22 protein-coding genes are annotated in these 25,744 nt (G+C 65.2%); 17 read left to right on the plus strand and 5 right to left on the minus strand.

The features are described 5' to 3' along the window. Positions 1 to 8: 8 nt before the first annotated feature. The gene (locus D7S86_RS18375) at positions 9 to 1,649 is read right to left on the minus strand and encodes an NADP-dependent glyceraldehyde-3-phosphate dehydrogenase (protein ID WP_121088315.1); all 1,641 of its coding nucleotides are present in this window, start codon (positions 1,647 to 1,649) and stop codon (positions 9 to 11) included. A gap of 488 nt (positions 1,650 to 2,137) precedes the next feature. Between D7S86_RS18375 and D7S86_RS18380 the strand changes: the two genes are divergently transcribed. From D7S86_RS18380 to mmsB, 5 genes are all read left to right on the plus strand, one after another. After that, entirely contained in the window at positions 2,138 to 2,380 is a 243-nt protein-coding gene (locus D7S86_RS18380) for a hypothetical protein (protein ID WP_121088385.1), read from the plus strand. A 186-nt stretch (positions 2,381 to 2,566) separates the two neighbouring features. Next, positions 2,567 to 3,103, plus strand: coding sequence for a carboxymuconolactone decarboxylase family protein (locus tag D7S86_RS18385; protein ID WP_121088316.1), 537 nt, complete (start codon positions 2,567 to 2,569; stop codon positions 3,101 to 3,103). A 260-nt stretch (positions 3,104 to 3,363) separates the two neighbouring features. Next, positions 3,364 to 4,497, plus strand: coding sequence for an acyl-CoA dehydrogenase family protein (locus D7S86_RS18390; RefSeq protein WP_121088317.1), 1,134 nt, complete (start codon positions 3,364 to 3,366; stop codon positions 4,495 to 4,497). A 64-nt stretch (positions 4,498 to 4,561) separates the two neighbouring features. Next, a complete protein-coding gene (locus D7S86_RS18395; RefSeq protein WP_121088318.1) occupies positions 4,562 to 6,292 on the plus strand; it encodes an AMP-binding protein in 1,731 nt (576 codons plus the stop codon). A 25-nt stretch (positions 6,293 to 6,317) separates the two neighbouring features. Continuing rightward, positions 6,318 to 7,202, plus strand: coding sequence for a 3-hydroxyisobutyrate dehydrogenase (gene mmsB, locus D7S86_RS18400; protein WP_121088386.1), 885 nt, complete (start codon positions 6,318 to 6,320; stop codon positions 7,200 to 7,202). 4 nt (positions 7,203 to 7,206) lie between these two features. On the opposite strand, the gene D7S86_RS18405 is transcribed toward mmsB, so the two are convergent. Beyond that, positions 7,207 to 8,082: a LysR family transcriptional regulator gene (locus D7S86_RS18405; RefSeq protein WP_121088319.1), complete on the minus strand. Its 876-nt coding sequence runs from the start codon at positions 8,080 to 8,082 to the stop codon at positions 7,207 to 7,209. A 159-nt stretch (positions 8,083 to 8,241) separates the two neighbouring features. Between D7S86_RS18405 and D7S86_RS18410 the strand changes: the two genes are divergently transcribed. Beyond that, complete coding sequence (locus tag D7S86_RS18410; protein WP_121088320.1) at positions 8,242 to 9,483, plus strand: MFS transporter; 1,242 nt, start codon at positions 8,242 to 8,244, stop codon at positions 9,481 to 9,483. A gap of 336 nt (positions 9,484 to 9,819) precedes the next feature. Here the strand turns inward: D7S86_RS18410 and D7S86_RS29590 are convergent, their stop codons facing one another. Then, positions 9,820 to 9,993, minus strand: coding sequence for a hypothetical protein (locus D7S86_RS29590; protein WP_158602019.1), 174 nt, complete (start codon positions 9,991 to 9,993; stop codon positions 9,820 to 9,822). A 248-nt stretch (positions 9,994 to 10,241) separates the two neighbouring features. Between D7S86_RS29590 and D7S86_RS18415 the strand changes: the two genes are divergently transcribed. Together D7S86_RS18415 and D7S86_RS18420 are read left to right on the plus strand one after the other, a co-directional pair. After that, positions 10,242 to 10,949 carry an aspartate/glutamate racemase family protein gene (locus D7S86_RS18415; protein ID WP_121088321.1) on the plus strand — a complete coding sequence of 236 codons (708 nt, stop codon included), beginning with the start codon at positions 10,242 to 10,244 and terminating at the stop codon, positions 10,947 to 10,949. A 235-nt stretch (positions 10,950 to 11,184) separates the two neighbouring features. Continuing rightward, positions 11,185 to 13,407, plus strand: coding sequence for a hypothetical protein (locus D7S86_RS18420; RefSeq protein WP_121088322.1), 2,223 nt, complete (start codon positions 11,185 to 11,187; stop codon positions 13,405 to 13,407). 182 nt (positions 13,408 to 13,589) lie between these two features. Here D7S86_RS18420 and D7S86_RS18425 read toward each other — a convergent pair whose 3' ends face one another. After that, positions 13,590 to 13,826, minus strand: a complete 237-nt coding sequence (locus D7S86_RS18425; RefSeq protein WP_121088323.1) for a DUF1272 domain-containing protein — start codon at positions 13,824 to 13,826, stop codon at positions 13,590 to 13,592. A 561-nt stretch (positions 13,827 to 14,387) separates the two neighbouring features. Between D7S86_RS18425 and D7S86_RS18430 the strand changes: the two genes are divergently transcribed. The 6 genes from D7S86_RS18430 (at position 14,388) to D7S86_RS18455 (ending at position 19,079) form a co-directional block, all read left to right on the plus strand. Further along, positions 14,388 to 14,885 carry a hypothetical protein gene (locus D7S86_RS18430; protein WP_240648274.1) on the plus strand — a complete coding sequence of 166 codons (498 nt, stop codon included), beginning with the start codon at positions 14,388 to 14,390 and terminating at the stop codon, positions 14,883 to 14,885. Beyond that, complete coding sequence (locus D7S86_RS18435; RefSeq protein ID WP_121088324.1) at positions 14,882 to 15,379, plus strand: hypothetical protein; 498 nt, start codon at positions 14,882 to 14,884, stop codon at positions 15,377 to 15,379. Before D7S86_RS18430 ends, D7S86_RS18435 begins: the two co-directional genes overlap by 4 nt. Before the next feature lie 171 nt (positions 15,380 to 15,550). Continuing rightward, positions 15,551 to 16,927 carry a 3-carboxy-cis,cis-muconate cycloisomerase gene (locus D7S86_RS18440; RefSeq protein WP_276313444.1) on the plus strand — a complete coding sequence of 459 codons (1,377 nt, stop codon included), beginning with the start codon at positions 15,551 to 15,553 and terminating at the stop codon, positions 16,925 to 16,927. Positions 16,928 to 16,940: 13 nt separating this feature from the next. Further along, complete coding sequence (pcaD, locus tag D7S86_RS18445) at positions 16,941 to 17,729, plus strand: 3-oxoadipate enol-lactonase (RefSeq protein ID WP_121088326.1); 789 nt, start codon at positions 16,941 to 16,943, stop codon at positions 17,727 to 17,729. Further along, positions 17,729 to 18,121: a 4-carboxymuconolactone decarboxylase gene (gene pcaC, locus D7S86_RS18450; protein WP_121088387.1), complete on the plus strand. Its 393-nt coding sequence runs from the start codon at positions 17,729 to 17,731 to the stop codon at positions 18,119 to 18,121. The genes pcaD and pcaC overlap by 1 nt, the downstream gene beginning before the upstream one ends. A gap of 232 nt (positions 18,122 to 18,353) precedes the next feature. After that, complete coding sequence (locus tag D7S86_RS18455) at positions 18,354 to 19,079, plus strand: 3-ketoacyl-ACP reductase FabG2 (protein ID WP_121088327.1); 726 nt, start codon at positions 18,354 to 18,356, stop codon at positions 19,077 to 19,079. A gap of 73 nt (positions 19,080 to 19,152) precedes the next feature. On the opposite strand, the gene D7S86_RS18460 is transcribed toward D7S86_RS18455, so the two are convergent. Continuing rightward, on the minus strand, positions 19,153 to 20,631 hold the full coding sequence (locus D7S86_RS18460) for an MFS transporter (RefSeq protein WP_121088328.1): 1,479 nt from the start codon (positions 20,629 to 20,631) through the stop codon (positions 19,153 to 19,155). A gap of 207 nt (positions 20,632 to 20,838) precedes the next feature. Between D7S86_RS18460 and wrbA the strand changes: the two genes are divergently transcribed. The 3 genes from wrbA (at position 20,839) to D7S86_RS18475 (ending at position 25,718) form a co-directional block, all read left to right on the plus strand. After that, positions 20,839 to 21,441 carry an NAD(P)H:quinone oxidoreductase gene (gene wrbA / locus D7S86_RS18465; RefSeq protein WP_121088329.1) on the plus strand — a complete coding sequence of 201 codons (603 nt, stop codon included), beginning with the start codon at positions 20,839 to 20,841 and terminating at the stop codon, positions 21,439 to 21,441. A 4-nt stretch (positions 21,442 to 21,445) separates the two neighbouring features. Continuing rightward, positions 21,446 to 23,224, plus strand: coding sequence for a dihydroxyacetone kinase family protein (locus D7S86_RS18470; protein ID WP_121088330.1), 1,779 nt, complete (start codon positions 21,446 to 21,448; stop codon positions 23,222 to 23,224). Between the two features lie 700 nt (positions 23,225 to 23,924). Then, positions 23,925 to 25,718 (plus strand): ArnT family glycosyltransferase, encoded by a 1,794-nt coding sequence (locus D7S86_RS18475; RefSeq protein WP_240648267.1) that lies wholly within the window; start codon positions 23,925 to 23,927, stop codon positions 25,716 to 25,718. The last annotated feature ends 26 nt before the right edge of the window (positions 25,719 to 25,744 follow it).

Below are 25,744 nucleotides of genomic sequence, written 5' to 3' on the forward strand. Positions count from 1 at the left end.
TCATCCGCTCAGAGAATAAATCCCGTGTTGACGAACTTCGACGTGTGATCGTTGATCATCGATTCGAGCAATGCCTTGCTGTCTTCAGTCTGCTTCGCCGCAACCATCGATCGAATCGAGAACGCGCGCAGCGCGTCTGTCACCGACAGCGTGCCTTCAGCCGAGTCCTTGCGGCCCGCGAACGGGAACACGTCGGGGCCGCGCTGACACTGACAGTTGAGGTTCACGCGGCAGACCTGATTGACGAGCGGATCGACAAGCTTGCCGATCTGCACGGGGTCCTTGCCGAAGATGCTGACCTGCTGGCCGTGATCGGACGTCGTCACGTAGTCGAGCGCGGTCTGCACGTCGTCGAACGGCGCGACCGGAATGATCGGACCGAACTGCTCTTCGCGATAGAGCATCATCCCTTCGCTGACGGGATAGACGACGGCCGGATGGAACAGCGTCTTGTAGAACACGCCGCCCCCTTGCGCCTCGTTGACGACGCGCGCGCCATGCGCCTTCGCGTCGTCGATCGCGGCAGTCATGTATTGCGTCCGGTGCATGCCGGGCAACGGCGTGATGTTGACGCCTTTTTCCCAGGGCATGCCGATCTTGAGCTTTTCAAGTTCCTCGGCGAAGCGCGCGAGAAACGCATCGACGATCGAGCGATGCACGAGCAGCATCTTGAGCGCCGTGCAGCGCTGTCCGTTGAACGACAGCGCGCCGAGCAGACATTCCTTGACGGTCAGTTCGAGGTCGGCGTCGGGCAGCACGATCGCCGCGTTCTTCGCATCGAGCCCGAGCACCGCGCGCAGACGATTCGATTTCGGATGCTGCTTCTTGAGGTGATCGGCGACCTTGCTCGATCCGATCAGCGCGAGCACATCGATCTTGCCGCTCGCGAGCAGATGCGGCACGACGATCGCACCCGGCGCATAGATCGTATTGATCACCCCCTTCGGAAACGCCGTGCGAAATGCTTCGAGCAGCGGATGAAACAGCAGCGTGCCGTATTGCGGCGGTTTGAACACGACCGCGTTGCCCATGAGCAGCGCGGGAATCAGCGTCGCGAACGTCTCGTTGAGCGGATAGTTGTACGGCCCCATGCAGAGCACGACCCCGAGCGGCGTGCGGCGAATCTGACCGATCGAGCCTTCGGCGATCACGAAGCGCGAGTTGTTGTTGTCGAGCTCCTTGAGCGCTTCGATCGTCTGCAGCATGTACGTGACGGTCCGGTCGAACTCCTTGGCCGCGTCGGTATGGCTCTTGCCGATCTCCCACATGATGAGCGTCACGATGTGTTCACGCTGCGCGACCATCTGCTTGATGAAGTCCTGCATGCAGGCGATGCGTTGCGCGACCGTCATCGTCGGCCATTCGCCGCGGCCCGAATCATAGGCGCGCACGGCGGCGGCCAGCGCGTTGTCGCTTTCGACTTCGCCCATGACGGGGTAGCTGCCGATCTCGACCTGCTCGGCCTCGCCATCGGCGCCGCGCACGCAGACGGGCGACAGCACGGTCTTGCACGGGCCGTCCCACGGCACCAATTCGCCGCCGACGAGCGAGACGCGTTGATGGATCGGAGCACCCAGGCGCGCCTCAGGCGGAATGTCGTCGGACGACGGGAACAACTGCTTGAGGCGGTCGAAGGCGTTGGCCGGCATGTCGGTTCTCCAGGCGGTGAGCGATATCGCATCGTACCCCAGGATTCATGTATTCCGCGCGACGCTAAGGCCTGACGCCGCGCGCATTGCCGCACGGCGAACCGAACTGGCAATTGACGTCCGACCGGTCGTAGTTCGGCCCCGGTCGGCCATCGTATCCGGGCCCCGGGCCATAACCGGGACCTGGCCCCGGTACGACGCATGCGCTGAGCAACGCGGCGGCCGACACGGGAAGCGCCAGTGCAATCAGGGCTCGGATCGCGGCGCGGCAAGCGGAATGGAGCGACATGATCGGCCTCCTTGAGTGGCGTGCCTTTCAATGTGTTGGCATGCGCGATCCTGCGCCCGATCGCGCAATCGTGCAGATCGCGCATGCGCACGGGCTGTCGATGCGGCGTCATGCGCGGATCGATCCGATCCGCATCGCACCGATGGGCCGCGTCCCGTTAGAATCGTGGCATCGACAGCGTACGGACCGGGAGCGGCATATGAGCAGCAATGGCGCGAGGGGCAGCATGACCCTGATGACCGAGCACGACGAAGCGAGCGGCGAAGAAGTCCGCCTCGTGCGGCTCGAGGCCACCGAAGACGGCAAGGCGGTCGTGCTCGTCGACGTGCATCACCGCAAACCCGGCATTCATCGCGACGTCCGTCACGAGATCACGGCGGCCGAACTCATCGCCGCGATCCGGGCGCATGGCGCGGAACTGCCCGGCGAGCAGCACAACTGAAACCTTCCCGTCCGGCAGCGGGGGCGCCGGGGCAGGGATGTGACGAGAGCGTCGATGCGTCTCGCTCGATTGCGTGAGACGAACGAGCATATTCGCGATGTTTTCGAGTATTCAACGACTCGCCTCCGACGCATACAGTGATGTCCATGCCAGCCAGTTGGCACAACACACTTCAGGAGCCCCACCATGTCACGCATTTCGATGATCAAGGCCGACGACGCAACGGGCGTCACGGCAGACGTTTTCGGTCAAATCAAGAAAGCGGTCGGCAAAGTGCCGAACGCCTACGCGACGATCGGTTCGCACAATATCGCGGCGCTTCAGGCGCTGCTGCAGGCCGACGCGGCGCTCGCCAAGAGCTCGCTGAGCAAGCAGGATCAGGAAACCATCAAGCTCGCGGTCAGCGAAGCGGCCGCATGTGACTACTGTGTCGCCGCGCATACGCTCGTCGGCAAGATCGCGGGCCTCGCGCCGGACACGATGAAGCAGATTCGCGCGGGCGAAGCGACCGGCGACGCGAAACGCGATGCGCTCGTGCGGTTCGTGCGCGGCATCGTGCAGTCGCGCGGCACGGTGAGCCAGGACGATTTCGACGCGATCGTCGCGGCCGGGTACAGCGAAACGCAACTCGTCGAGATCAGCCTCGCGATCGCGATCATCACGTTCACGAACGTGTTCAATCGGATCAACGACACGACGGTCGATTTCCCTGCGGTGCACTAGTGCGCTTCACGGGCGCGGGCCATCGTCGCGGGCGCGCGTGCTCGATTGACGACGTATCAGTGGCCACGTCGAGACCGCCTCTTGTCTTGCGTTTGCGACGCGGCGCAAGGCAAGGGGCGCGGTTCGATGGGTGCGATGCGCGCTCGCGCGGCGCGTATGTCCCGATTGCACCGCGTCGGTGACGCGCGTATGTTGGGCCGCTCAGGCGCATGGGGTCCACGAGATCGCGTGCGGCTCTCCCGACCTTCTCGCGCGACCGCATGGAAGATTTCCTGACTGACGAGCAGCGGATGATTCGCGATGCGGCACGCGACTTCTCCGCGCAATCCCTGGCCCCCCATGCCGCCGAATGGGACCGCGAGGCGGCGATTCCGCCCGACGTCGTTCGCGCGCTCGGCGCGCTCGGTTTTCTCGGCATGATGGTCCCCGAGGAATGGGGCGGCACGTACTCCGATTACATTGCGTATGCGCTTGCGATCGAGGAAATCGCGGCGGGCTGCGCATCGTGCGCGACGCTCGTGAGCGTGCACAACTCGGTCGGCTGCGGTCCGATTCTTCGCTTCGGCACCGATGCGCAGAAAGCGCAATGGCTGCCCGATCTCGCGAGCGGCAAGGCGATCGGCGCGTTCTGTTTGACCGAGCCGCAGGCCGGTTCGGAAGCCCATAATCTGCGCACGCGGGCCGTGTTGCGCGACGGCATGTGGGTGCTCGACGGGAGCAAGCAGTTCGTGACGAACGCGGCGCGCGCGAATCTGGCGATCGTCTTCGCGGTGACCGATCCCGATGCGGGTAAGCGCGGTCTGTCGGCGTTCATCGTGCCGACCGATACACGCGGCTTCCATGTGGGCCCGCCCGAAAAGAAACTCGGCATTCGCGCATCCGATACGTGTCCGGTGACGCTTGACGCTTGCGCGATTCCCGAAGCGTATGCGCTGGGCCAACGCGGCGAAGGGCTCAAGATCGCGCTGTCGAATCTCGAAGGCGGACGTATCGGCATCGCCGCGCAAGCCGTCGGTATCGCGCGCGCGGCGTTCGATGCGGCGCGCGCCTATGCGCGCGAACGCATGCAGTTCGGCAAGCCGCTCGTCGAACATCAGTCCGTCGCGAACATGCTTGCCGACATGGCAACGCAACTCAATGCGGCGCGTTTGCTCGTGCATCATGCGGCGCGCTTGCGCAGCGTCGGCGAGCCGTGCCTGTCTGAAGCCTCGCAGGCCAAGCTGTTTGCGTCCGAGATGGCCGAGACCGTCTGTTCGCACGCGATTCAGATTCACGGCGGCTATGGATTCCTGACCGACTATCCGGTCGAGCGCCACTATCGCGACGCACGCATCACGCAGATCTACGAAGGGACGAGCGAAGTTCAACGCATGGTGATTGCTCGCAACGTCTGAGGGTCGATGTCCGATCCGAGTCGCGAGCCCGAAGAAAACCGCAGCGCGCATCCAGGAGACGACGATGGACGCAGCTCAGCCTTTTCTCGAAGCACGCGACGTGCTCTGGCGATACAGGACCGACTACGAACGCGCGTATGCCGAGTTTCGATGGCCGGTGCTCGATCGATTCAACTGGGCGCTCGATTACTTCGATGTCGTCGCGCGCGGCAACGATGCGCCCGCGCTCTGGATCGTGGACGATCCGGCATCGGACGGCACGCGGTATTCGTATGCGCAGATGTCCGAGCGTTCGTCTCGCATTGCGAACTTTCTGCGCGACGCCGGCGTGCGGCGCGGCGATCCCGTCCTGTTGATGTTGCCCAATCGTGTCGAACTCTGGGACGCGATGCTCGCATTGATCAAGCTCGGCGCGATCGTCTCGCCCGCGACGACGCTGTTGTCCGCGGCCGATATACACGACCGCGTCGAGCTCGGCGGCGCGCGCTGCGCGATCGTCGATGCGGGGGAAACCACGAAGTTCGCGACGCTCGACGGACCCGCGATCCGAATCGCCGTGGGTGCGCGCGCCGATGGGTGGCTCGACTTCGAGGCCGGATATCGCGCATCGGAGGTATTTGTACCCGACGGTGTGACCGATGCCATGGATCCGATGCTCTACTACTTCACATCGGGGACGACGTCGAAGCCGAAGCTCGTCGAACATACGCACCAGAGCTATCCGGTCGGATCGTTGTCGACGATGTACTGGATCGGACTCGAGCCGGGCGACGTGCACTGGAACATCAGCTCGCCGGGCTGGGCCAAACACGCATGGAGCTGCGTTTTTGCGCCGTGGAATGCGCAGGCCTGCGTATTCGTCTATAACTTCGCGCGGTTCGTGCCGAAGCTTGCGCTCGAGGTGCTCGTCCGTTGCCGCGTCTCGACGCTCTGCGCGCCGCCGACCGTGTGGCGCATGCTCGTTCAGGAGCCGCTCGGCGCGTATGCGGTGGCGTTGCGCGAAATCGTCGGCGCGGGCGAGCCGCTGAATCCCGAGATCATCGAGCGTGTGCGGCACGCGTGGGGCATCACGATCCGGGATGGCTACGGACAGACCGAAACGACGTGCATGATCGCGAATTCGCCGGGACAACGTGTCGTGCCCGGTTCGATGGGACGCCCGATGCCGGGCTACACGATCGATCTCGTCGATCTCGACGACGTCGCATCGGACGAGGGCGAGATCGCGATCCGGCTCGCCGCGCGCGGCGCGGCGCGTCCGCTGGGGCTCATGACGGGCTATGCGAACAACGTGGCCGCGACCGCGCATGCGATGCGCAACGGCTACTACCGGACGTCCGACGTCGCGATGCGCGACGAGCATGGATACTTGACGTATGTGGGCCGCGCCGACGATGTGTTCAAGTCGTCCGATTATCGATTGAGTCCGTTCGAACTCGAAAGCGTGCTTATCGAACATGAGGCGATCGCGGAAGCGGCCGTCGTGCCAAGTCCCGATGCGCTTCGATTGTCGGTGCCCAAAGCGTTTGTGACGACGCGCGCGGGATACGAGGCGAGCGCGGATCTTGCGCGCAGCGTGTTTCAGTTTTCGCGTGAAAAGCTCGCGCCGTACAAGCGGATCCGGCGCATCGAATTCGCCGAATTGCCGAAGACGATATCGGGCAAGATCCGTCGCGTCGAATTGCGCAAACGCGAACTCGCGCGCAGCGAGCCGTTCGATCGCGCGGCGTTCGAGTTCTGGGAAGAGGACTTCGCGCAGGACAGCCTTGTCGAAGATCCGAAGCCGGCCCGTTGATCCATGCATGCAAGGAGACGAATCGATGAAGGTCGCGTTTATCGGGCTCGGCAATATGGGTGGACCGATGGTCCGCAATCTGCTCAAGGCGGGACACGACGTCGCGGTGCACGACCTCGATGCGCATGCGGTCAGTGAAGCCGTGAAGGCCGGCGCGGCGCCTGCGTTGTCGCCGAAGGTCGCGGTGCAGGGCGTCGATGTGGTCATGACGATGCTGCCGGCCGCGCAGCATGTGCGCACGGTGCTCGCGGCGGACAACGGGGTATTCGAGGGCATCGCGCGCGGCATCACGATCATCGATTCGAGCACGATCGATCCCGCGAGCGCGAAGGCATTCGCAGGACTCGCGGCCGAGCGCGGCGTCACGTTCGTCGACGCGCCCGTTTCGGGCGGAACGGGCGGCGCGGCCGCGGGGACGTTGACGTTCATGGTCGGTGCGAGCGCCGAATCGTATGCGCATGTGAAGCCGGTGCTCTCCGCGATGGGCAAGAACATCGTGCATTGCGGCGAGACGGGCACGGGGCAGGTCGCGAAGATCTGCAACAACCTGATCCTCGGCATCACGATGGCCGGCGTCGCCGAGGCGATGTCGCTCGGCGAGCGGCTCGGCATCGATCCCGCCGTGCTGGCCGGGATCGTCAATACGTCGACGGGACGATGCTGGAGTTCGGAAGCGTATAACCCGTTTCCGGGCCTGGTCGATGCGGCGCCTTCGTCGCGCGGGTATACGGGAGGCTTCGGCACCGATTTGATGCTCAAGGATCTCGGTCTGGCGTCCGATGCCGCAAAACTCGCGCGACAGCCCGTGTTTCTCGGCGCGCTCGCGCAGCAGCTCTATCAGGCGATGAGCGCGAACGGCGACGGCAAGCTCGATTTCTCGGCCGTCATCAAGCTCTACCGCAAGGATTAGCGTCCTATCCGAGCAGCTTGAGCAGGTTCGTGACGACGATCGAGGTTTCGTCGACGCGCGTCGCGAGGCCGAGGCGCGCGCGCGGCGCGTCGCCCGTGATGTCGAGGTAGCGTACGCCGTGCACTTTGACCTGCGTGATCGCGGCCGGCACGATCGCGATGCCGAGTTCGGCGGCCACGAGATTGACCATCGACGACATCTGCGGCGCGAGCTGTCCGACCTTGGGCTCGAAGCCCGCGCGCCGGCACGCGTGATAGACGTCGTCGAACAGGGTCGAGCCGGCGGCGCGCGGCACGATGACGAACGGTTCGCCCGCGAGCGCGGCCATCGTCACGCGCCGCGACTGCGCGAGCGGATGTCGCGACGGCACGACGACCTTCATCGCTTCGTCGGCGACGCGCGTCACGCGCAGTCCCTCGGGCAGGTTCTCCGCGGGACGGATAAAGGCTGCGTCAAGCCGGCGCTGTTCGAGGCCTTCGAGAAGCTGCGTCGTGTTCGCTTCTTCAAGTGTGAGTTCGACGCGTACATATCGATCGCGAAACGCGCGGATCAAGCTCGGCACGATCGGGTTGAACGCAGCCGATCCGGTGAAGCCCAGACGAAGATGACCGGTCTCGCCGCGCGCGGCGCGTTGCGCTGCCCGCACGGCGGTATGCGCGTTGTCGATGACGGTACGCGCTTCGATCCGGAATGCTTCACCGGCTTCGGTCAGGACGACGCCGTGCGCGGTGCGTCTAAACAGCTCAACGCCCATTTCGCGTTCGAGCTGTTTGATCTGCTGGCTCAACGGCGGCTGACCGATGCCGAGCTTCGACGCCGCGCGCGTGAAATTGCATTCTTCGGCGACGGCGAGGAAATAGCGAAGATGCCGGAGTTCCAATCGTGCGCTCCAGAGGGGCTCGCGTCGCATTGCACGGTGGTGCGCGCGACAGATAGTGCTAAAAGATATGGCGTAGACCAATTATATATATTGGACACGAGATCACGTGCGCAAGAGAATGGCGTCCATCGTCATGAATGAAGTCATCGAGGTCGTTGAATGAAATCCGCCGTCGCCTCCGAATTTTCCGCGGCCGAGCCACGTTGGGTCACGCGCGATTCGCCGGCGTATTTGCGCATCAGCATTGCGTTGTTTCTCGCAGGGTTCGCCACGTTTTCCTTGCTCTATTGCGTGCAGCCTCTGTTGCCGGCGTTCGCGGCCGAATTCGGCATGGGCGCCGCGCAAAGTTCGCTTGCGCTGTCGGTGTCGACGGGCGCGCTCGCGATTGCGATCGTATGCGCGGTCGGCGTCTCGGAGCGCGCGGGACGCAAGAGTCTGATGTTCGCATCGATGGCCGTGGCGTCGGTCTGCAATCTGCTCGTCGCGGTCGTGCCGGGATGGCATGCGATTCTGCTCATGCGCTGCCTCGAAGGCTTTACGCTGGGCGGTGTGCCCGCGGTCGCGATGGCGTATCTCGCTGAAGAGATTCATCCGAAAGGGCTGGGACTGTCGATGGGACTGTACGTCGGCGGCACCGCGTTCGGCGGGATGATCGGGCGCGTCGGCATGAGTTTTCTCGCGGATTTCTTTTCGTGGCGTACGGCGATGATCACGATCGGCGTGATCGACTTGTGCGTGGCGTTCGCGTTCGTCGCGATGTTGCCTGCGTCGAGGAATTTCGTGCCGCGCGCGGGCGTCAGCGTGGCGCAGCATCTGCGTCTGTGGCGCGGGCACCTTGCGCATGGACGGTTGCCGGCCGTGTTCGCGATCGGCGGGCTCGTCATGGGGATCTTCGTGACGGTGTACAACTATGCGGGCTTCCGGCTCATGGCCGCGCCGTATCACCTCAATGCGTCGCAGACGGGTTTGATCTTCAGTGCTTATATCTTCGGCATTGTCGCGTCGTCGGGGGCGGGCGCGCTCGCGGATCGGCTCGGACGCGGGCCGGTGTTGATCGGCGGCATCGTCGTCACGGCGCTCGGGCTTGCGTTGACGATGTGCATGCCTTTGCTATCGGTGATCGCGGGGATTTCGGCGATCACGATCGGCTTCTTTATCTCGCACTCGGTCGCAAGCGGATGGGTCGGGCAGATGGCGAGCGGCGCGAAAGGACATGCGTCGTCGCTCTATTTGCTCGCGTATTACCTCGGGTCGAGCATCCTCGGCTCGTGCGGCGGTTGGTTCTGGCAGAACGGCGGCTGGCCGCATCTGATCGCGTTTACGTCCGCGCTGCTTGTCGTATGCCTCGCGCTTGCGGTGTATCTCGTCAAGCAATCTGCATCGGCGACGGTTGCGCATTGAGGTATCGATGACACGGATCGGATGGCGTGAGGCGGACGCCGCGTGATCGGGGACGGGCCGTTAACGGCACGCAGTCGATCGACTTTAGGCCTTTGTATGGACGGCTGACTCGACTGAGCAAAGTTTGCTCGTGACGGGGTGGCCGGGAAAAAGTCCGTTACTCATCAAGGCATTGGCGAGTTGGCGATCGACTTATTCACAGATTTGCGCACAGAAACTGTGGATAAGTTTTTTTGCGGGGGCCCGTCCGGCAAGGGTTCACAGTGAGTCGTCCACAATCGATGCAAAATTCACGCAACGCCCATTTTTACCTCTGCCTATTTTTTTCCGCAGTTGTCACAACTCGATGCGGTCATTTGTACCGATTTGTGACCTAAGGCGGCTTGGGCGAATGGTGCACCAGGTCGACCGGAAGGCGCTCAGAGTGAAACGGTCGCGTTTGACTTCGGCGCGCGTCTTGCGCAGTGCGACGAATGGATTCTTGCCGGCCTCGAGAAGGGCTTCCGCCATTGCATCGTTGAATGTTTGCGTCCGCTTAGTCACCGCTTGCGGGCGAGAACAAGAAACGCTTGGAGGGTCATTCGTCGGGGACTAACGGGACGGATTCGCCTCAAATCCGAATGCGTGGCGCGTCAACGTTCGGCGAATCGACGTCTGTCGAGGCGATCGTCGCAGCGATCTCGCCTAGAATCCGCAGACAGCATGGCGAACCGCGTTATCGGTCGAAATGACTGCTTGCTTCAACGGAGGATCCTCCCGTGCGCACGATCGGATTGATCGGCGGGATGAGCTGGGAATCGACAGCCGTCTATTACCGCCTGCTCAACCACGAAGTTCGCGATCGGCTCGGCGGCCTGAGTTCGGCGCAGCTTCTGCTCTACAGCGTCGACTTCGCGCCGATCGCCACATTCCAGCGCGAAGGGCACTGGCATCAGGCCGGCGCGCAACTCGCGGCCGTCGCGCGCAAGCTCGAAGCGGGCGGCGCCGAATGCATTCTGCTCTGCACGAACACGATGCATCTCGTGGCGCAATCCATCGTCGACGCGATTTCGGTCCCGTTTCTTCATATCGTCGATCCCGTCGGCGAGGCGGTGCGTGCCGCGGGTCTGCATAAAGTCGGCTTCATCGGCACGGCCTTCTCGATGCGCGAGCGCTTCTTCGCGGATCGGCTTCACGAACGACACGGCGTATCGATGATCGTGCCGCCTCCCGACGACCAGGCCGGCGTGCACGAGATCATCTACAACGAACTCTGCCTCGGCAAGATCAGCGAAACGTCGCGCGCGAAGTATCGGGAGATCATGCACGCGCTCGCGCAAGAAGGCGCCGAAGCGATCGTGCTCGGCTGCACGGAGATCACGCTGCTCGTGAGCGCGCAGGACAGTCCGGTGCCGCTGCTCGATACGACGACGCTGCATGCAAAAGCGGCCGTCGATTTTTCGCTCGATACGCCGTCGATCGACTAAGTCGTTTGTCGCGACGCGTCGTCGGACACGCGATATGAATGCCGCATTGGCCGCATTGGCCGCATTGGCCGCACGCGCTGCACGGCCCGGCATTCCGCCGCCCGATGCGCCTGTGTCCTCGCGCGTCGGCTTCCTATACTGAAGTGAAGTGCCGGATCGTGTCGGCGGGCGCACGCAAGCCTGCGGGAACACGACTTGCGCGCGTGTTGCGCACGCACTCGTTTCGGAGGACGACATGAAACAGACGGTCGTAGGTGTGTTCGAGACATCCGAAGAAGCGCGTCGCGCGCATTCGGTCTTGCTCGAAGCAGGTTTTCAGGAGCCGCACGTGCGCGTGAGCGCGGGCGCCGCATCGCGTGGCGTCGACGAAGGCATGGCCTATCCGCTCGCGGGCGTACGCGCGCCTTTGGGCGCCGATGCGGTACGCCCGTCGCGGGGCCCGGCGGTTTCAGACGATGCGGCGGTCATGCATACGATGCAGAAGGACGGCATGCTCGATCGCCTGACGGATTTCTTCAAAGATTTGTTCGCGCCGGAATCGGCGCGCGAGGAAATGCTTCGGTATGAGGCCGCAATGCGTCGCGGTGGCGCGCTGGTCGCGGTCGATGTCGACGACGAGATCGAACGGTCGCTCGCATCGGACATCCTCGTGCGCGCCGGCGCATACGATCTCGAAGAGCGTGTCGTGCAGTGGGCGCATGCGGCGCGACATGTCGAGCCGCCCGAAGAGGTCGCAGACCTCGGACCCGACCTTGCCGTATCGGGACGGCCCGCGCGTACGGCGGCGCAGCCTGGGAACGTCACGAGCATGGATCCGTCCGATCCGACCGGATATCGCGCGACGCGCACCGATTTCACGACCGGCGAGACCGCACCCGCCATGCGCACGACGCTCGCGGCCGATGACGCTCGATCGCGGGTTTCGACGGATGCAAGTCCCGCGGTCAGACAAGAGGATCTGAGGCGCGTGCAGGCGGGAGCCGGGATGGCGTCATGGGATCGATTCCAGGGCGACTTCGGCGTACCCGGCGATTTCGGCCATGTCGGCGATATGGGCAGCGCGCCGGCGGTGACGTCGGGCCAATATGGTGAAGAGCGCGTGCAGCCTCAGACGATGCAAACGCATGAGGCCGCATCACGTGCGTCGAGTCCCGCCGTTGCCGATACGGGAGCGTCGGACCCCACCGTTTCCGATACCGAAGCGCGTCATCTGCTTGCGTCGGGCGCCGAAGTGTTTCTCGACGACTGCGGTTTTGCGCGTACGCGCCATGGCGGGCGCGTTCAGCCGATGCAGGAGGATGCGCCGACCAGGATTTCGCGCCACGTACGCGTGTATTCGCGACGCGCGGACGATCCGCTGGCGCAGCGCGACGCGTGCGCGCGCGACGACAGCTTGACGCATCTCGCGGACGATGAACGTATTCGTCAGTCGCTGCGCACCGCGTCGCGCGATGCCGCGTCGATGGCCGCGCGCGACCGGCGCATGACCGATGCGTCGCTGCGTGCGCGCGATGTCGACGACGGTCGCGAGACCGAGTCGTTCATGCCCCATGCCGATGAGCCGACCGCACGCGATGTCGCGATGCGCGACGCGATGATGCGTCCCGACCCCGCCTCGGGCGATTGGGCCGCGGACTGGCAGGAGCGCGCGGCATCGCAAGCGGCCATGCGTTCGCCAGGGCCTGACGAACTCGAAGCCGATCGGCTCGGCGACGAGGCTGCGATGCGCGGTGCGGCTGCGCTAGGCGACGCGGATGCGATGCGCATCTCCAACGATCTGCGCGAGCGTCAGGCGCGCCACGAGCGCGATATCTTGCGCGACATGGACCCGATGGGCGAAATCGCGTCGGCGCGCGATCGGCTCGACGCGGACGCGATGCGTGGCGCTGACGATCGGGCTCGAGCGGACGCCTTGTACGGTGCGGGCGATGCAAGCGCGATGCATCGCCTGACGCGTCCGACGGGCGCCGATGAACTCGCGCGACACGAAGCGGCCTTGCGTGAAGCGGCGCTCAGCGATGCCGCGCGTCTCGAAGCTCTGGGTTCGAGTCCATCGTGGCGCGATGTGCCTGATGAACCCGGCGACGATGCGAGTGCGCGCGCGGCCGAATTCGCGAGACGCGAGGCATTGTTGCGCGATGAGACGCTGCACGACTACGCGTCGATGGATGAACGCGCCGAAATGCGTGCGGCGAATGCCGCCGCGGCCGCACATGCAAGCGGCGTTCGGCACACGGAATTTGACGATGGCGCACCGCGCACGTCGACGCATGTCGATGACGACGATCGTCGCTATGCAACGCAGGACGCCAGCGACTTCGGTCCCGACGATGTTTTCGTCGACACGCGAGACATGCATCGCGCACGGGGCGCGGGCACGTCGTCCGACTGGCAGCACATGAAGGAGGCCATGCGCCACGCATGGCACCGGATGACGCATCCGGGCCGGCATCATTAATCGAAGCGGCGATCGTGCATCGAAGCCGCTTATCGACGCCGCTTGTTGAAGCCACTTATTGAGGCCATTTATCGAAGCCGTTTATCGAAGCCGCTTATCGGCGCTGACGGCTTGGCGCAGTCGAGTCCTTGACCGAAGGCTCGACTGCGCGACATCGCGCCGCCACGATGTCGACCGTCTGCTTAAGGGCAGTCCTTTCTCAACACGCGTTCCGTCGATGCCGGGTGCTTGAGCAATGCGGCTGCCGGACGGATCGGCCGGCGTACGAGTTCTCCCGAACAGTTCGGGCAAACCCCTTTCAGGACCGTCTCGACACACGTCGCGCAAAACGTGCATTCGTACGTGCAGATGCGCGCATCGAGCGCATCGGGCGGAAGATCCTTGTTGCAACATTCGCAGTTCGGTCTGAGTGTCAGCATCGTCGGTCTCCTGAGGGTTTTCTCGTGGATCGGTATTCGATCTTAAGGCGAGTCCGACATGTGTCCTGCCAAATCGGCGGATTTTCAAGCCAATTCCACTTGCCCGAAAACATGGCTCGATTTTGAGCTGGCATCGAATGCCGCATCGCGAAGGTCCGGGCCATCAAGCGTAGCGCGCGTTGATGCGCCGCATCCAAGGCTTAAGTGCGTCGACATGTACACGGCGAAAGGCGCGCTTTCGGATGGGCCTAAGCCTGTCGAGCGCGCTAAGCCCGTCACTTTCGCCAAGCCCGCTAAGCCATTGAGACCATTGAGCGCCCATTCCCCCGGATCGATGGAATCGCTGAGCCTCGGCGATGCACGAAAATTGCTGACGTCGAGACAAATCGCAAGCTAAGAAATCCGTCGTTGTCCTCGTGTTTTTCAATTTCTTGCAATTTAATTCGTTCACGTTGAAGCGCGTGCTTCAGAATCGCGGGCGTTCCTGAAAACGAAGAAAACAGGGTGTCCAGGATGGTCGTATTGCGTCGTTCGACAGTGATCGCATGGATCGCGATCGGCATGGGGGCTTGCGCATCGGCAAGTCTGACGGGATGTACCTCGGTGTATAGCGAAGGCGCGACGGCCGGAGCAGGCGTCGTCGGCGCGGCGATTGCAGGCGGCGTCACGAGCAACGCGGCGGTCGCGACGGGGATCGGTCTCGGCGCGGTCGCGGCGGCGAAAGCGGGTGTTCAGTACTCCGAGCGTGTCGTGCATACGCATACGCAGGACGCCATCGCGGCGGCGGCCGGACCCTTGCCGGTCGGCGGCGTCGCATCGTATGCGGCGGTGCACAGCGTGCCGATCGAAGACGACGAGAAGGGACGCGTGACGGTCAGCCGCGTCATCAGCGCGGGCAAGCTCGATTGCAAGGAAATCGTGTTCTCGGTCGACCACGATGCGACCCAGGACCATCCCGCGCAAAGCGCGTTCTATGTCGCGGCCGTTTGCCGCGACGGCGACAAATGGCAATGGGCGTCGGCCGAACCCGCGACGCCGCGTTGGGGCGCGCTCCAATGATCCGCCTTGCGCTCGTGCTCGCCGCCGTATCGGCCGCGAGCCTCGTCAGCGGATGCGCATCGATCGGCGCGGCGGCGGGCGCCGCGGCGGGTGTCGCGACGGGCGTCGTCACGACCAACCCGGCGATCGGCATTGGTGTCGGCATCGCGGTCCAGGCCGGCACCGACGAGGTCGTCGCGCACGTCATGCGCACGCTTCATGCGGATCAGCAAAATGCGATCGTGCTCGCTGCAAGCACCGAATCGATCGGCGATCTGCAGCCGTGGCGCGTCAAGCACACGCTGCCGGTCGAGAACGGTCATGGCGAAGTACGCGTGCTGCGCGAATTCGACAGCGCGCTCGCGACATGCCGCGAATTCGCGTTCTCGGTCGCCGACGGCGACGCGCCCGATGCAAAGCAAGCCTGGTTCATCGCGTCGGCATGCAAGCAGCAAGACGGCTGGAAATGGGCCTCGGCCGAACCCGCCGTGCCGCGCTGGGGCAATCTGCAATGATCGGCCGCTAAGGTCGGCCGCTAAGCCGCCCGTGTCTGAACACCGATGTATGCGCGGGATTTCGCATGCATCTGTGCGTATCGCGTACGAAATGTCGCAATCGTTGAGTCGGGCGCGAATCATGCGTATCGTGTGTCTCCGCGCGAAGCCATCCCACGGAGACATGTGTCCTTGAGTGCCGATTCAACGTTCGAAGCGACCGGTCGACTGACCGACCTCATCTGCGGAACTGGACCGATGAACGCGGTCTGGTCGCCTGGCGCGACCGTGCAGCGCATGCTCGATGTCGAAGCGGCGCTCGCGCGTGCGTCTGCCGAACACGGCGTGATTCCCCACAGTGCCGTCCCCGCGATCGTCGCCGCGTGCGACGCGCGCCATATCGACGCGCCGGCGTTGATGGCCGGGGCCGCGCAGGGCGGCAATCTCGCGATTCCGCTCGTCAAGCAACTGACCGCGCATGTTCGCAAGGCGGACGCCGAAGCGGCCAAGTACGTGCATTGGGGTGCGACGAGCCAGGACATCATCGACACGGGGTGCGTGCTCCAGCTCCAGGCGACGCTGGTTCAGCTCGACATCGATCTGCGACTCGCGTGCGACGCGCTCGCGACGCAGGCGCGCGCGCATCGCGCGACGCCGATGATCGGCCGCACCTGGCTCCAGCAGGCCCTGCCGATCACGCTCGGTCTCAAGTTCGCGCAATGGCTTGACGCGCTCACGCGTCACCGCGAGCGCCTGCATGCACTGCGCGAACGCGTGCTCGTCCTTCAATTCGGCGGCGCGGCAGGCACGCTCGCGAGTCTGCGCGATGCCGCGCCCGCGGTCGCGCAGTCGCTCGCGGACGACCTCGGCCTGCGGCTGCCCGCGCTGCCGTGGCACACGCAGCGCGATCGCATCGCGGAGGCGGCGACGTTTTTCGGCATGCTGATCGGCACGCTCGGCAAGATCGCGCGCGATATCTCGCTGCAGATGCAGACGGAAATCGGCGAACTCGCCGAACCCGCAGGTGCGGGCAAGGGCGGCTCGTCGACGATGCCGCACAAGCGCAATCCGGTCGGATGCGCGGCCGTGCTGACGGCCGCGACGCGCGCGCCCGCGCTCGTCGCGACGGTGCTCGCGGGCATGGTCCAGGAACACGAGCGCGCGCTCGGCGGATGGCAGGCCGAGTGGGAGGCGCTGCCCGATCTCGCGCGGCTCGCGGGCGGCGCGCTCGCGCAGATCCGCGATATGGTCGGCGGACTTGAAGTCGATACCGCACGGCTCGCGTCGAACCTCGACATCACGCGCGGGCTGATTCTCGGCGAGGCCGTGATGCTCGCGCTCGGCGACGCGATCGGCCGCCTCGATGCCCATCATCTCGTCGAACAGTGCTCGAAGGCTGCGATACGCGACGGCCGCACGCTGTTCGAATTGTTGTCCGAAAACCCGGAGGTCACGCGTCATCTCGACGCGCAGCAACTCAAGGACCTTCTCGATCCGGCGCACTACGTCGGCCAGGCGCACGCGCTGGTCGATGCGGCGCTGGCCCTTCACCAGGCTTTTGAGCCGTAAAGAGAACCCAATCATGCCGTATGCCAGCATCAAGGGCGTCGAGATCCACTACCGGATCGATGGCGCCGCGAACACCGATGCACCGTGGATCGTATTCTCGAACTCGCTGGGCGCCGACGTCTCGATGTGGACGCCCCAGCTCGCCGCCTTCGCGTCGCGCTATCGCGTGCTGCGTTACGACACGCGCGGTCACGGTCATTCCGATGCGCCCAAGGGCAGCTATACGATCGAACAACTGACGGGCGACGTGCTCGGTCTGTTCGACACGCTGTCGATTTCGCGCGCGCATTTCTGCGGGATTTCGATGGGCGGTCTCACGGGCGTCGCGCTCGCCGCACGGTATCCGGACCGCATCGATCGCGTCGTGCTCGCGAATACGGCCGCGAAAATCGGCTCCGACGAAGTCTGGGGGCCGCGTGCCGACAAGGCGCGTCAAGGCGGGATGGCTTCGCTCGCGGACGCGGTCCTCCCGCGCTGGTTCACGCCCGCGTTCGTCGAACGCGAACCGCTCATGTACGCACATATCCGCGACGTGTTCGTGCATACCGACAACGAAGGCTATGCGTCGAATTGCGATGCGTTGCGCATCGCGGATCTGCGCGGCGAAACGCATAACATTCGCGCGCGCGCGCTCGTGATCGCGGGCACGCACGACGTCGCGGCGACGCCCGCCCAGGGCCAGGAACTCGCGGCGTCGATCGCGGGCGCGCGGTACGTCGAATTCGACGCGTCGCATATCTCGAACATTGAACTGCCCGACGCATTCAACGCGACGGTGCTCGATTTTCTCGCGGAGGCATGATGACCGAAGACGAACGCTATGCCGCCGGCCTCGAAGTGCGACGCGCGGTGCTCGGCGACAAGCATGTCAATCGCTCGCTCGACAATCGCACGGCGCTGACCGACGAATTCCAGAACCTGATCACGCGCTACGCATGGGGCGAGATCTGGACGCGGCCCGGTCTGCCGCGTCACACGCGCAGCCTGTTGACGATCGCGATGATGGTGTCGCTGAATCGCTCCGAGGAGCTCGCATTGCATTTGCGCGCCGCGAAGAACAACGGCGTCACGCGCGATGAAATCAAGGAAGTGCTGATGCAGACGGCCATCTATGCAGGCGTGCCGGCGGCCAATTCGGCGTTTCACCTCGCGCAGAAAGTGTTCGACGAAATGGACGCGGACACTGGGGCCTGAGCTCGACCGGCGATCATGCGGCACGCGCACGCATGCGTGTGCGTGCCGCATCGAATCCGCGCCGCGCCACTGACGCTTCGAGCCCGCGTTCGACGGGCTCACCCCATTGCCCCATCGCGACACCGCATGCGGCCCCGCAGCCGCATCCGCATCCGCAAACGGCCCGCGCAACACGCGTATCATCGTGCGCCGGCGGTTTTTATTTTCCGAAGCACAACGAGGGGTTGGATCGATGACGCGACGCGTATTGGTGACGGGAGCGAGCGGCGGGATCGGCCGCGTGATCGCGAACCGGCTGGCGGCCGATGGATTCGCGGTGACCGTCCATTGCCGGCAGGGACGCACGGAGGCCGATGCGATCGTCTCGTCGATCGTCGCGCAAGGCGGCACGGCCAGCGTGATCCAGTTCGATGTGCGCGATCGCGCCGCATGCCAGACCGCGCTCGAAGCGGACGTCGACGCGCACGGCGCGTACTACGGCATCGTCTGCAATGCGGGCGTCACGCGGGACGCGGCGTTTCCCGCGCTGACCGGCGAGGATTGGGATGTCGTCGTCGACACGGGACTCAACAGCTTTTATAACGTCGTGCATCCGCTGACGATGCCGATGGTCCGCGCGCGACACGGCGGACGCATCGTGACGATCGCGTCCGTGTCGGGGGTGATCGGCAATCGCGGCCAGGTCAACTACAGCGCCGCGAAGGCGGGTCTGATCGGCGCGACGAAGGCGCTCGCGACCGAACTCGCGAGCCGGGCGATCACGGTCAACTGCGTCGCACCCGGGCTCGTCGATACGGCCATGCTTGACGATGTGCCGCTCGACGAAGCCCTCAAGATCGTGCCGATGAACCGGGTCGGCAAGCCCGAGGAAGTCGCGGCGGTCGTCGGTTTTCTCATGAGCGATGCGGCGTCGTACGTGACGCGTCAGGTCATCGGCGTCAACGGCGGCATGATCTGAGCGTCGGTATCGAATCTTTAGGCTAGCGAGCGTTCGATCCGCAAGCCGGCAAGCTCAGTAGCTCAGGACCTCGTCAAGCCGAGACGTCGTCGAGGTCGCGTCCGTTCGTGCGCGGCCCGAACAGGCCGACCGATCCGATCACGATGACCATCGACACGCCGATCAAGCCGAATACGCCGTGCACGCCGAATTGGCGCAGCGCGAATGCGATCATGAAGCCCGAGAACATCGCGCTGACGCGCGAGACCGAATAGACGAGGCCGACCGCGCGAGCGCGTATCCGCGTCGGGAACAGTTCGGCCTGGTACGCGTGATAGCCGACCGAAAGCAAGGCGCTGCTCGTCGTGATCAGCACGCCGAGCACCATCAGCGCCGCGGGCGAGGTCTGCGTCGCGAACAGCAAGCCGAAGACCAGGATCCCGAGGGCCGACAGCATGATCATCGTCTTGCGCTCGATCTTGTCGGCGACGCGGATCGCGAGGATCGGGCCGATCGGATTCGAAATCGCGATCACGAACGAATAGAGCAGGCTTTGCGTGATCGTGATGCCTTTGTGGATCAGCAGGGTCGGCACCCAGGCAGCGAAGCCGTAGTACCCGATCGACTGGAACGCGTTGAAGACCATCATCATGATCGTGCGGCCGCGATAGGCTGACGACCAGACGCCGTTGTCCGAATTGGACGCGGCGGATGACGCCGATGACGTCGCAGGGGCCGGGCGGACTTCGGGCGCGGGCAATGGGCGTCCGTATTCGGCGGCGACACGGTGTTCGAGCGCCGACATCGCGCGCTCGGCCTCGTCGAACCGCCCTTGCTGCGCGAGCCATCGCGGGCTCTCGGGCACGCGGCGCCGGATCACCCAGACGAGCACCGCGCCGAGCGCGCCGATCCAGACGACCCAGCGCCAGCCGTCGACGCCGAACGGCTTGTTCGGCACGAGCCACCAGGCGAAGAAGGCGGCGGCGGGCACCGCCGCGAACGTCACGGCGTGCAGCAACGCGAACGCGCGCCCGCGCAGATGCTTGGGGACGAGTTCGCTCGTATAGGCGTCGATCGTGACGAGTTCGACGCCGATCCCGATCCCCGCGATCACGCGCCATGCGTTGATCGCGCTCGCGCTCGACTGACACGCCATGATGACCGTTGCGATCGAGTACCAGAGCAGCGAGAACGTGAAGATGCTTCGGCGTCCCATGCGGTCCGCGAGCGGACTGAAGACGAGCGTGCCGATGAACAGGCCCGCGAACGACGCCGCGACAAAGGCCCCGAGACCCGAAAAACCGAAGAACGACGCGGTCGTCGTCGAGTAGATGCCGCTCTTGACGAGACCTGGCCCGACATAGGCGGTAAAGAACAGGTCGTAGAACTCGAACCAGCCGCCCATCGCGATCGCGGCGACGAGCCACCAGACGGTGCGTGTCGCGGGCAGGCGGTCGAGCCGCGCGCCGATCGAAGCGGCGCTCGACCGCGCCGTATCCGCCTCGGGACGGTCCGCGGCGGGGGCATGCGCGCCGCGCAGGTCCGGCGCGCCGCGCAAATCGGGGGTATTCATTATCAGCACGTAAGTGTTTTGCGTCCCGCATTTAGCCATCGCGGGTCCCTCAGCGGAATCGGGGTTTGTTCGCAATGACGGCGCGGCGCGCGGACCCGCGCACGCACTGCGGAGCCCCGTGACGCGCGTCTATACTGGGCGTCCATCGCGGCACGCGATGCCGGGTTCGAACGCGGATCGACGTCTTGGCCAACTACGGAGGTTTCCATGGCGAAGGTGCTGGTGCTCTATTACTCGATGTACGGTCATATTGAAACGATGTCGGGCGCCATTGCCGAAGGCGCGCAATCCGTCGCGGGGACCGAAGTCACGGTCAAGCGCGTACCGGACACGATTCCGCCCGAGGTCGCCGCGAAATTCGGCGCAAAGCTCGATCAGGCCGCGCCGATCGCGACCGTCGACGAACTGCCGAACTACGACGCGATCCTGTTCGGCACGCCGACGCGCTTCGGCAATATGGCCGGGCAAATGCGCACGTTTCTCGATCAGACCGGCGGGCTTTGGGCCAAAGGCGCGTTGATCGGCAAGATCGGCAGCGTGTTCTCGTCGAGCGCGACGCAGCACGGCGGACAGGAGACGACGATCACGTCGTTTCATACGACGCTGCTGCATCACGGGATGATCATCGTCGGCGTGCCGTATTCATGCGCGGGCCTGACCAATATGGGCGAGATCACGGGCGGCACGCCTTACGGCGCGACGACGCTCGCGGGCGCGGACGGCAGCCGCAAGCCGTCGGCGAACGAGCTCGATATCGCGAAATTCCAGGGCAAGCACGTCGCCGAGATCGCGGCGAAGCTCACGCGCTGAGCGGATGAAGAAACTCCTCAACGATCCGGCGTCCGTCGTGCCCGACATGCTCGACGGACTCGTTGCGCTGAATCCCGAACTCACGTGGCTCCCGCACAGCGGCGTCGTGATCCGCGCGGATGCGCAAAGCGCGGCGGCGCAGGGTGAGGTTGCGTTGATTTCGGGCGGCGGCTCGGGTCACGAGCCCGCGCATGCCGGATATGTCGGACCCGGCATGCTCAGCGCCGCCGTTGCGGGCGAAGTCTTCACCTCGCCGTCGACGGATGCGGTGCTCGATGCGATTCGCGCGGTTGCCGGGGCCGCCGGGGTGCTGCTGATCGTCAAGAACTACACGGGCGACCGGTTCAATTTCGGACTCGCCGCCGAAATCGCGCGCAGTGAAGGCATCCCGGTCGAGATGGTCATCGTGGCCGACGATGTCGCGTTGTCGGCGTCGGGCGAGCATGCGGGACGCCGCGGGCTCGCGGGGACCGTGCTCGTTCACAAGATCGCGGGCGCGGCCGCCGCGGAACGGCGTCCGCTCAAGGAGGTTGCGCAGATCGCGCGCGAGGCCGCTGCGGCGCTCGGCACGATGGGCGTTGCCCTGACGCCGTGCACGGTACCCGCCGCGGGCAGACCGGGCTTCACGCTCGGCGACGACGAAATCGAATGGGGCCTCGGCATTCACGGCGAGCCCGGTGTACGGCGCGGCGCACTCGAGCCCGCCGGCGCGATCGTCGAGACGCTGCTCTCGACGATCATCGACGATCTCAAGCTCGCGACGCACGATCGTGTCGCGCTGCTCGTCAACAATCTCGGCGGCACGCCCGCGAGCGAGCTCGCGATCGTCGCGGGCGACGCGATCCGCTATTTGCGCGCGCGCAATGTCCGTATCGAGCGGGCATGGTCGGGCACCTTCCTCAGCGCGCTCGACATGGCCGGCGTCTCGTTGACGCTCTTGCGTGTCGACGAGGCGCGTCTCGGCTGGCTCGACGCGGCGACCCGCACGAGCGCGTGGCCGCTCGTGGGCGGTCATCCGTCGGAGGCGACGCGTCATGCGCCCGTGCGTGACGAGACCGCGCAGACGGGCCCGGGGTTGTCGGTCGAGTCGACGCTGCGGCATGTGATCGAGGCGATCTGCGACGACCTGATTGCCGCGGAGGCGACGCTCACGCAGATGGACCACCATGTCGGCGACGGCGATTTCGGCACGAGCGCGGCGCGCGTCGCACGCGCGGTGCGTTCGACGATCGACACATGTCCGCCCGAATCGGCGCCGGCCGACGTGCTGCGCGCGCTGTCGGCGACGGTGCGCAGGGTCATGGGCGGCACGTCGGGGCCGCTCTATGCGGTGATGCTGCTGCGGGCCGCGTCGGAACTCGGCAAGACCGGCCGCATGCCGGACGCGCGTGCGTGGTCGCATGCCTTCAGCGCGGCCGTCGAGGGCGTCATGGAACTCGGCGGCGCGCGGCCGGGCGATCGGACGATGGTCGATGCGCTCGACCCGGCCGCGCGCGCATTGCGCGGCGCGCTTGATGCATCGGACGCCGCGCCGTCCGATGGACCGGCACGGCATGCAGTCGTGCCTGGAATCGCCCCTCAAACTTCCCCTGAAACCGGGCTCGAAGCCGCGATCGAGGCGGCCCGTCGCGGCGCGGCCGAGACGGCGAACATGACGCCCAAGCGCGGGCGATCGAGCTATGTCGGCGAGCGCGCGCTCGGTTTCGTCGATCCGGGCGCGCATGCGGTCGGCCTCTGGCTCGATGCTATCCGGCGCGCACTTGCGCGGGGGCGCGAACGGTAAGACGTCGGGGCCGCGCCTCCGATGCTCGATCCAACGCGGGCTGCCGCGTATCGCTTTTCTTCGATTGCCGCCGCGACACCCTTCGTTCCGCGAGGGTTGGCGCCGCCGGCCTGCGTGTGCAGGCGCCGCGCGGTGTGCTGCGTGGTGTGCATGCATGACGCATGCGTACGAATGAACGGCCGATCGACGCGCCGTCGGACAACGCCGGGCGCGGCTCAAGGATCCATCGAAACCCACCGCCTCGATCCGCACTGCGTGTAGGCGAGCCGACCCGTTTTCATCGAGGTCGCGATCGAATGTTGATATTTGTAAAAGTATTACAAAATGTATATCGACATTCCTTCAGAAGTATTAAAAAACGCTAACTTTTAGTAAGAAACATCAAATAACGATCATAGTGCTATAAATGCCGTGATTCTGTGATTCATAAACGGTAACATTCGCCGCAAATCCGGATGGGCCTGACAGGCATGGCCTTTGCGCGCGGCGCGTGTCCCGTGCCCAGCATCCGAACACTCAGATCGAACCGACGGGGCGGTGCATGTCGCTGTTTGCTGCATGGAATGGAATTTCGCGTCGAATCGCGGGGCTCAGGCCGAGCATCGTGTCCGATAGCGCGCAGGGTCAAGCGATGGACCGCGCGGCAGGCCATCGTCGAGCCGAACCCACGGATCTTGGACCTATCGGAGAAGCGGATCGTGTGTCGATCTCGCCGATCCGATCGCATTCCCGCGCGCCGGCCGTCGGCGCCGCGTCGAACGCGCAGACCCAGCGCGGCGCCTGGCTCGTCGCGCTCGGGGTGGGGCTGCTGATCGGCGCTTATCTGATGATCGGCACGCTCGGGCACGATCCGTGGAAACAGGACGAGACCTATACGTTCGGCATCGTCTCGCATATGGTCGCGACGCACGATTGGATCGTGCCGACCAATGCCGGCCAGCCGTTCATGGAAAAGCCGCCGCTCTACGATTGGGTCGCCGCCGCGTTCGAGTCGGTCTTCGGCGCCTGGCTTCCCGCTCACGATGCGGCGCGGCTCGCCAGCGCCTTCTTTACCGCGCTGACGCTCGGGTTCACGGCACGCGCGGCGCGCGTGTTCCATCGTGCGTCGTCATGGCGTGACGCGCGCGTCGTGGGAACCGTTGCGCTGCTCGCGTCGACGTTCGTCGTGATCAAGCACGTCCATGACCTGATGACCGACGTCGCCTTGCTCGCGGGCACGTCGATGGCCTGGTACGGCCTGCTCGCGTGCGTGCGGACGTTCGAGGCCGACACGCCGGCCGCCGATCGGACGCAGGCGCTCAACCGCGCGCGGCGGCGCGCGGCGGCCTGGACCGGCGCGGGCGTCGGGGTCGCGATGATGTCCAAGGGCGTGTTCGTCCCGCTCGTGTTCGGACTCGCGGCGCTCGCCGTGCCGGTCGTGATGCCCGCGTGCCGCAATCGTCGCTATGCGTTCGCGGCGCTCGTCGCGTGCGTCGTGTTCGCGCCGTTCGCGACGATCTGGCCCGCCGCGCTTTATGCGCGTTCGCCCGAGCTCTTCAAGCTCTGGTTTTGGGACAACAACATCGGCCGTTTTTTCGGCTTCTCGGTCGCCAGGCTCGGCGCCGAAAACGACCAGCACGGTTTTGTCTTGCGCGCATGGATGACCTCGGCGCTGCCCGTGGGGCCGCTCGCGCTCGTTTCGATCCTCGCGCGGCGCGCGCAAGGACTCCGCGATCCGGCCTATGCGATTACGGTGCTGCTCGTCGCGATCGGCATGTCGGTGCTCTCGATGTCCGCGACCGCGCGCCAACTCTATCTATTGCCCTTCACACCGATGCTCGCGCTGCTGGCGAGCGACGCCGTGCCGCGTTTGCCGTCGCGCGTGCGGATCGCGTGGGATTACGCGTGCCGGATCGTTTTTGCCTCGGTCATCGTGGCGGTGTGGGCCGTGTGGCTCGTCATGATCGGGCCGAGCGAGCATCACGCATGGCTTGCGGTTTTGTCGCGCTGGCTTCCGCTCGACTATGCGCTCTATACGCCGAGCGGCGTGCTCGCGCTGGCGGTCGCGATCACGGTCGCATGGGCCGCCGCGCTGCGCGTTGCGGCGACGGCGGGCGCGTGGCGCGGCGTTGTGACATGGGCGGCGGGCGTCGCCGCGATCTGGGGGCTCGTGTTCACGCTGCTGCTGCCGTGGATCGACTATTCGAAAAGCTATCGAAGCGTATTCGAGGATCTCGCGGCCACGATCGGCGCCGATTGGACGTCCGGGGATTGCATGGCGAGCGTCGGACTCGGCGAGTCGGAAGCGCCGATGTTCGAGTATTTCGCGGGGATCGCGCAGCATCCGATCGCACCGGGTGCACCGACCGCGTGCCGCTGGCTGATCGTGCAGATCGAGCGCGGCGGAGCCGAACCGTCCGTGATGGGCTGGCGGCCCGTCTGGCAGGGCGCGCGTCCGGGCGACGATCGGCAGGTGCTGCGCGTGTATACGCGCGGATCGCGCGCAAGCGGCTAAGTCGATCGGGCGCGCCGGGCTCGACG

Source organism: Pararobbsia silviterrae (assembly GCF_003628125.1).
In the GTDB taxonomy this organism is placed as follows: Bacteria; Pseudomonadota; Gammaproteobacteria; order Burkholderiales; family Burkholderiaceae; genus Pararobbsia; species Pararobbsia silviterrae.

Excerpts from the sequence above, each read along its gene's own strand:
- mmsB (WP_121088386.1), top strand. The coding sequence starts at position 6,318 with ATGAAGGTCGCGTTTATCGGGCTCGGCAATATGGGTGGACCGATGGTC.
- D7S86_RS18430 (WP_240648274.1), top strand. The coding sequence starts at position 14,388 with ATGGGGGCTTGCGCATCGGCAAGTCTGACGGGATGTACCTCGGTGTAT.
- pcaC (WP_121088387.1), top strand. The coding sequence starts at position 17,729 with ATGACCGAAGACGAACGCTATGCCGCCGGCCTCGAAGTGCGACGCGCG.
- D7S86_RS18410 (WP_121088320.1), top strand. The coding sequence starts at position 8,242 with ATGAAATCCGCCGTCGCCTCCGAATTTTCCGCGGCCGAGCCACGTTGG.
- pcaD (WP_121088326.1), top strand. The coding sequence starts at position 16,941 with ATGCCGTATGCCAGCATCAAGGGCGTCGAGATCCACTACCGGATCGAT.
- D7S86_RS18460 (WP_121088328.1), bottom strand. The coding sequence starts at position 20,631 with ATGAATACCCCCGATTTGCGCGGCGCGCCGGACCTGCGCGGCGCGCAT.
- D7S86_RS18375 (WP_121088315.1), bottom strand. The coding sequence starts at position 1,649 with ATGCCGGCCAACGCCTTCGACCGCCTCAAGCAGTTGTTCCCGTCGTCC.
- D7S86_RS18420 (WP_121088322.1), top strand. The coding sequence starts at position 11,185 with ATGAAACAGACGGTCGTAGGTGTGTTCGAGACATCCGAAGAAGCGCGT.
- wrbA (WP_121088329.1), top strand. The coding sequence starts at position 20,839 with ATGGCGAAGGTGCTGGTGCTCTATTACTCGATGTACGGTCATATTGAA.
- D7S86_RS18425 (WP_121088323.1), bottom strand. The coding sequence starts at position 13,826 with ATGCTGACACTCAGACCGAACTGCGAATGTTGCAACAAGGATCTTCCG.
- D7S86_RS29590 (WP_158602019.1), bottom strand. The coding sequence starts at position 9,993 with ATGGCGGAAGCCCTTCTCGAGGCCGGCAAGAATCCATTCGTCGCACTG.
- D7S86_RS18470 (WP_121088330.1), top strand. The coding sequence starts at position 21,446 with ATGAAGAAACTCCTCAACGATCCGGCGTCCGTCGTGCCCGACATGCTC.
- D7S86_RS18435 (WP_121088324.1), top strand. The coding sequence starts at position 14,882 with ATGATCCGCCTTGCGCTCGTGCTCGCCGCCGTATCGGCCGCGAGCCTC.
- D7S86_RS18380 (WP_121088385.1), top strand. The coding sequence starts at position 2,138 with ATGAGCAGCAATGGCGCGAGGGGCAGCATGACCCTGATGACCGAGCAC.
- D7S86_RS18390 (WP_121088317.1), top strand. The coding sequence starts at position 3,364 with ATGGAAGATTTCCTGACTGACGAGCAGCGGATGATTCGCGATGCGGCA.
- D7S86_RS18395 (WP_121088318.1), top strand. The coding sequence starts at position 4,562 with ATGGACGCAGCTCAGCCTTTTCTCGAAGCACGCGACGTGCTCTGGCGA.
- D7S86_RS18385 (WP_121088316.1), top strand. The coding sequence starts at position 2,567 with ATGTCACGCATTTCGATGATCAAGGCCGACGACGCAACGGGCGTCACG.
- D7S86_RS18455 (WP_121088327.1), top strand. The coding sequence starts at position 18,354 with ATGACGCGACGCGTATTGGTGACGGGAGCGAGCGGCGGGATCGGCCGC.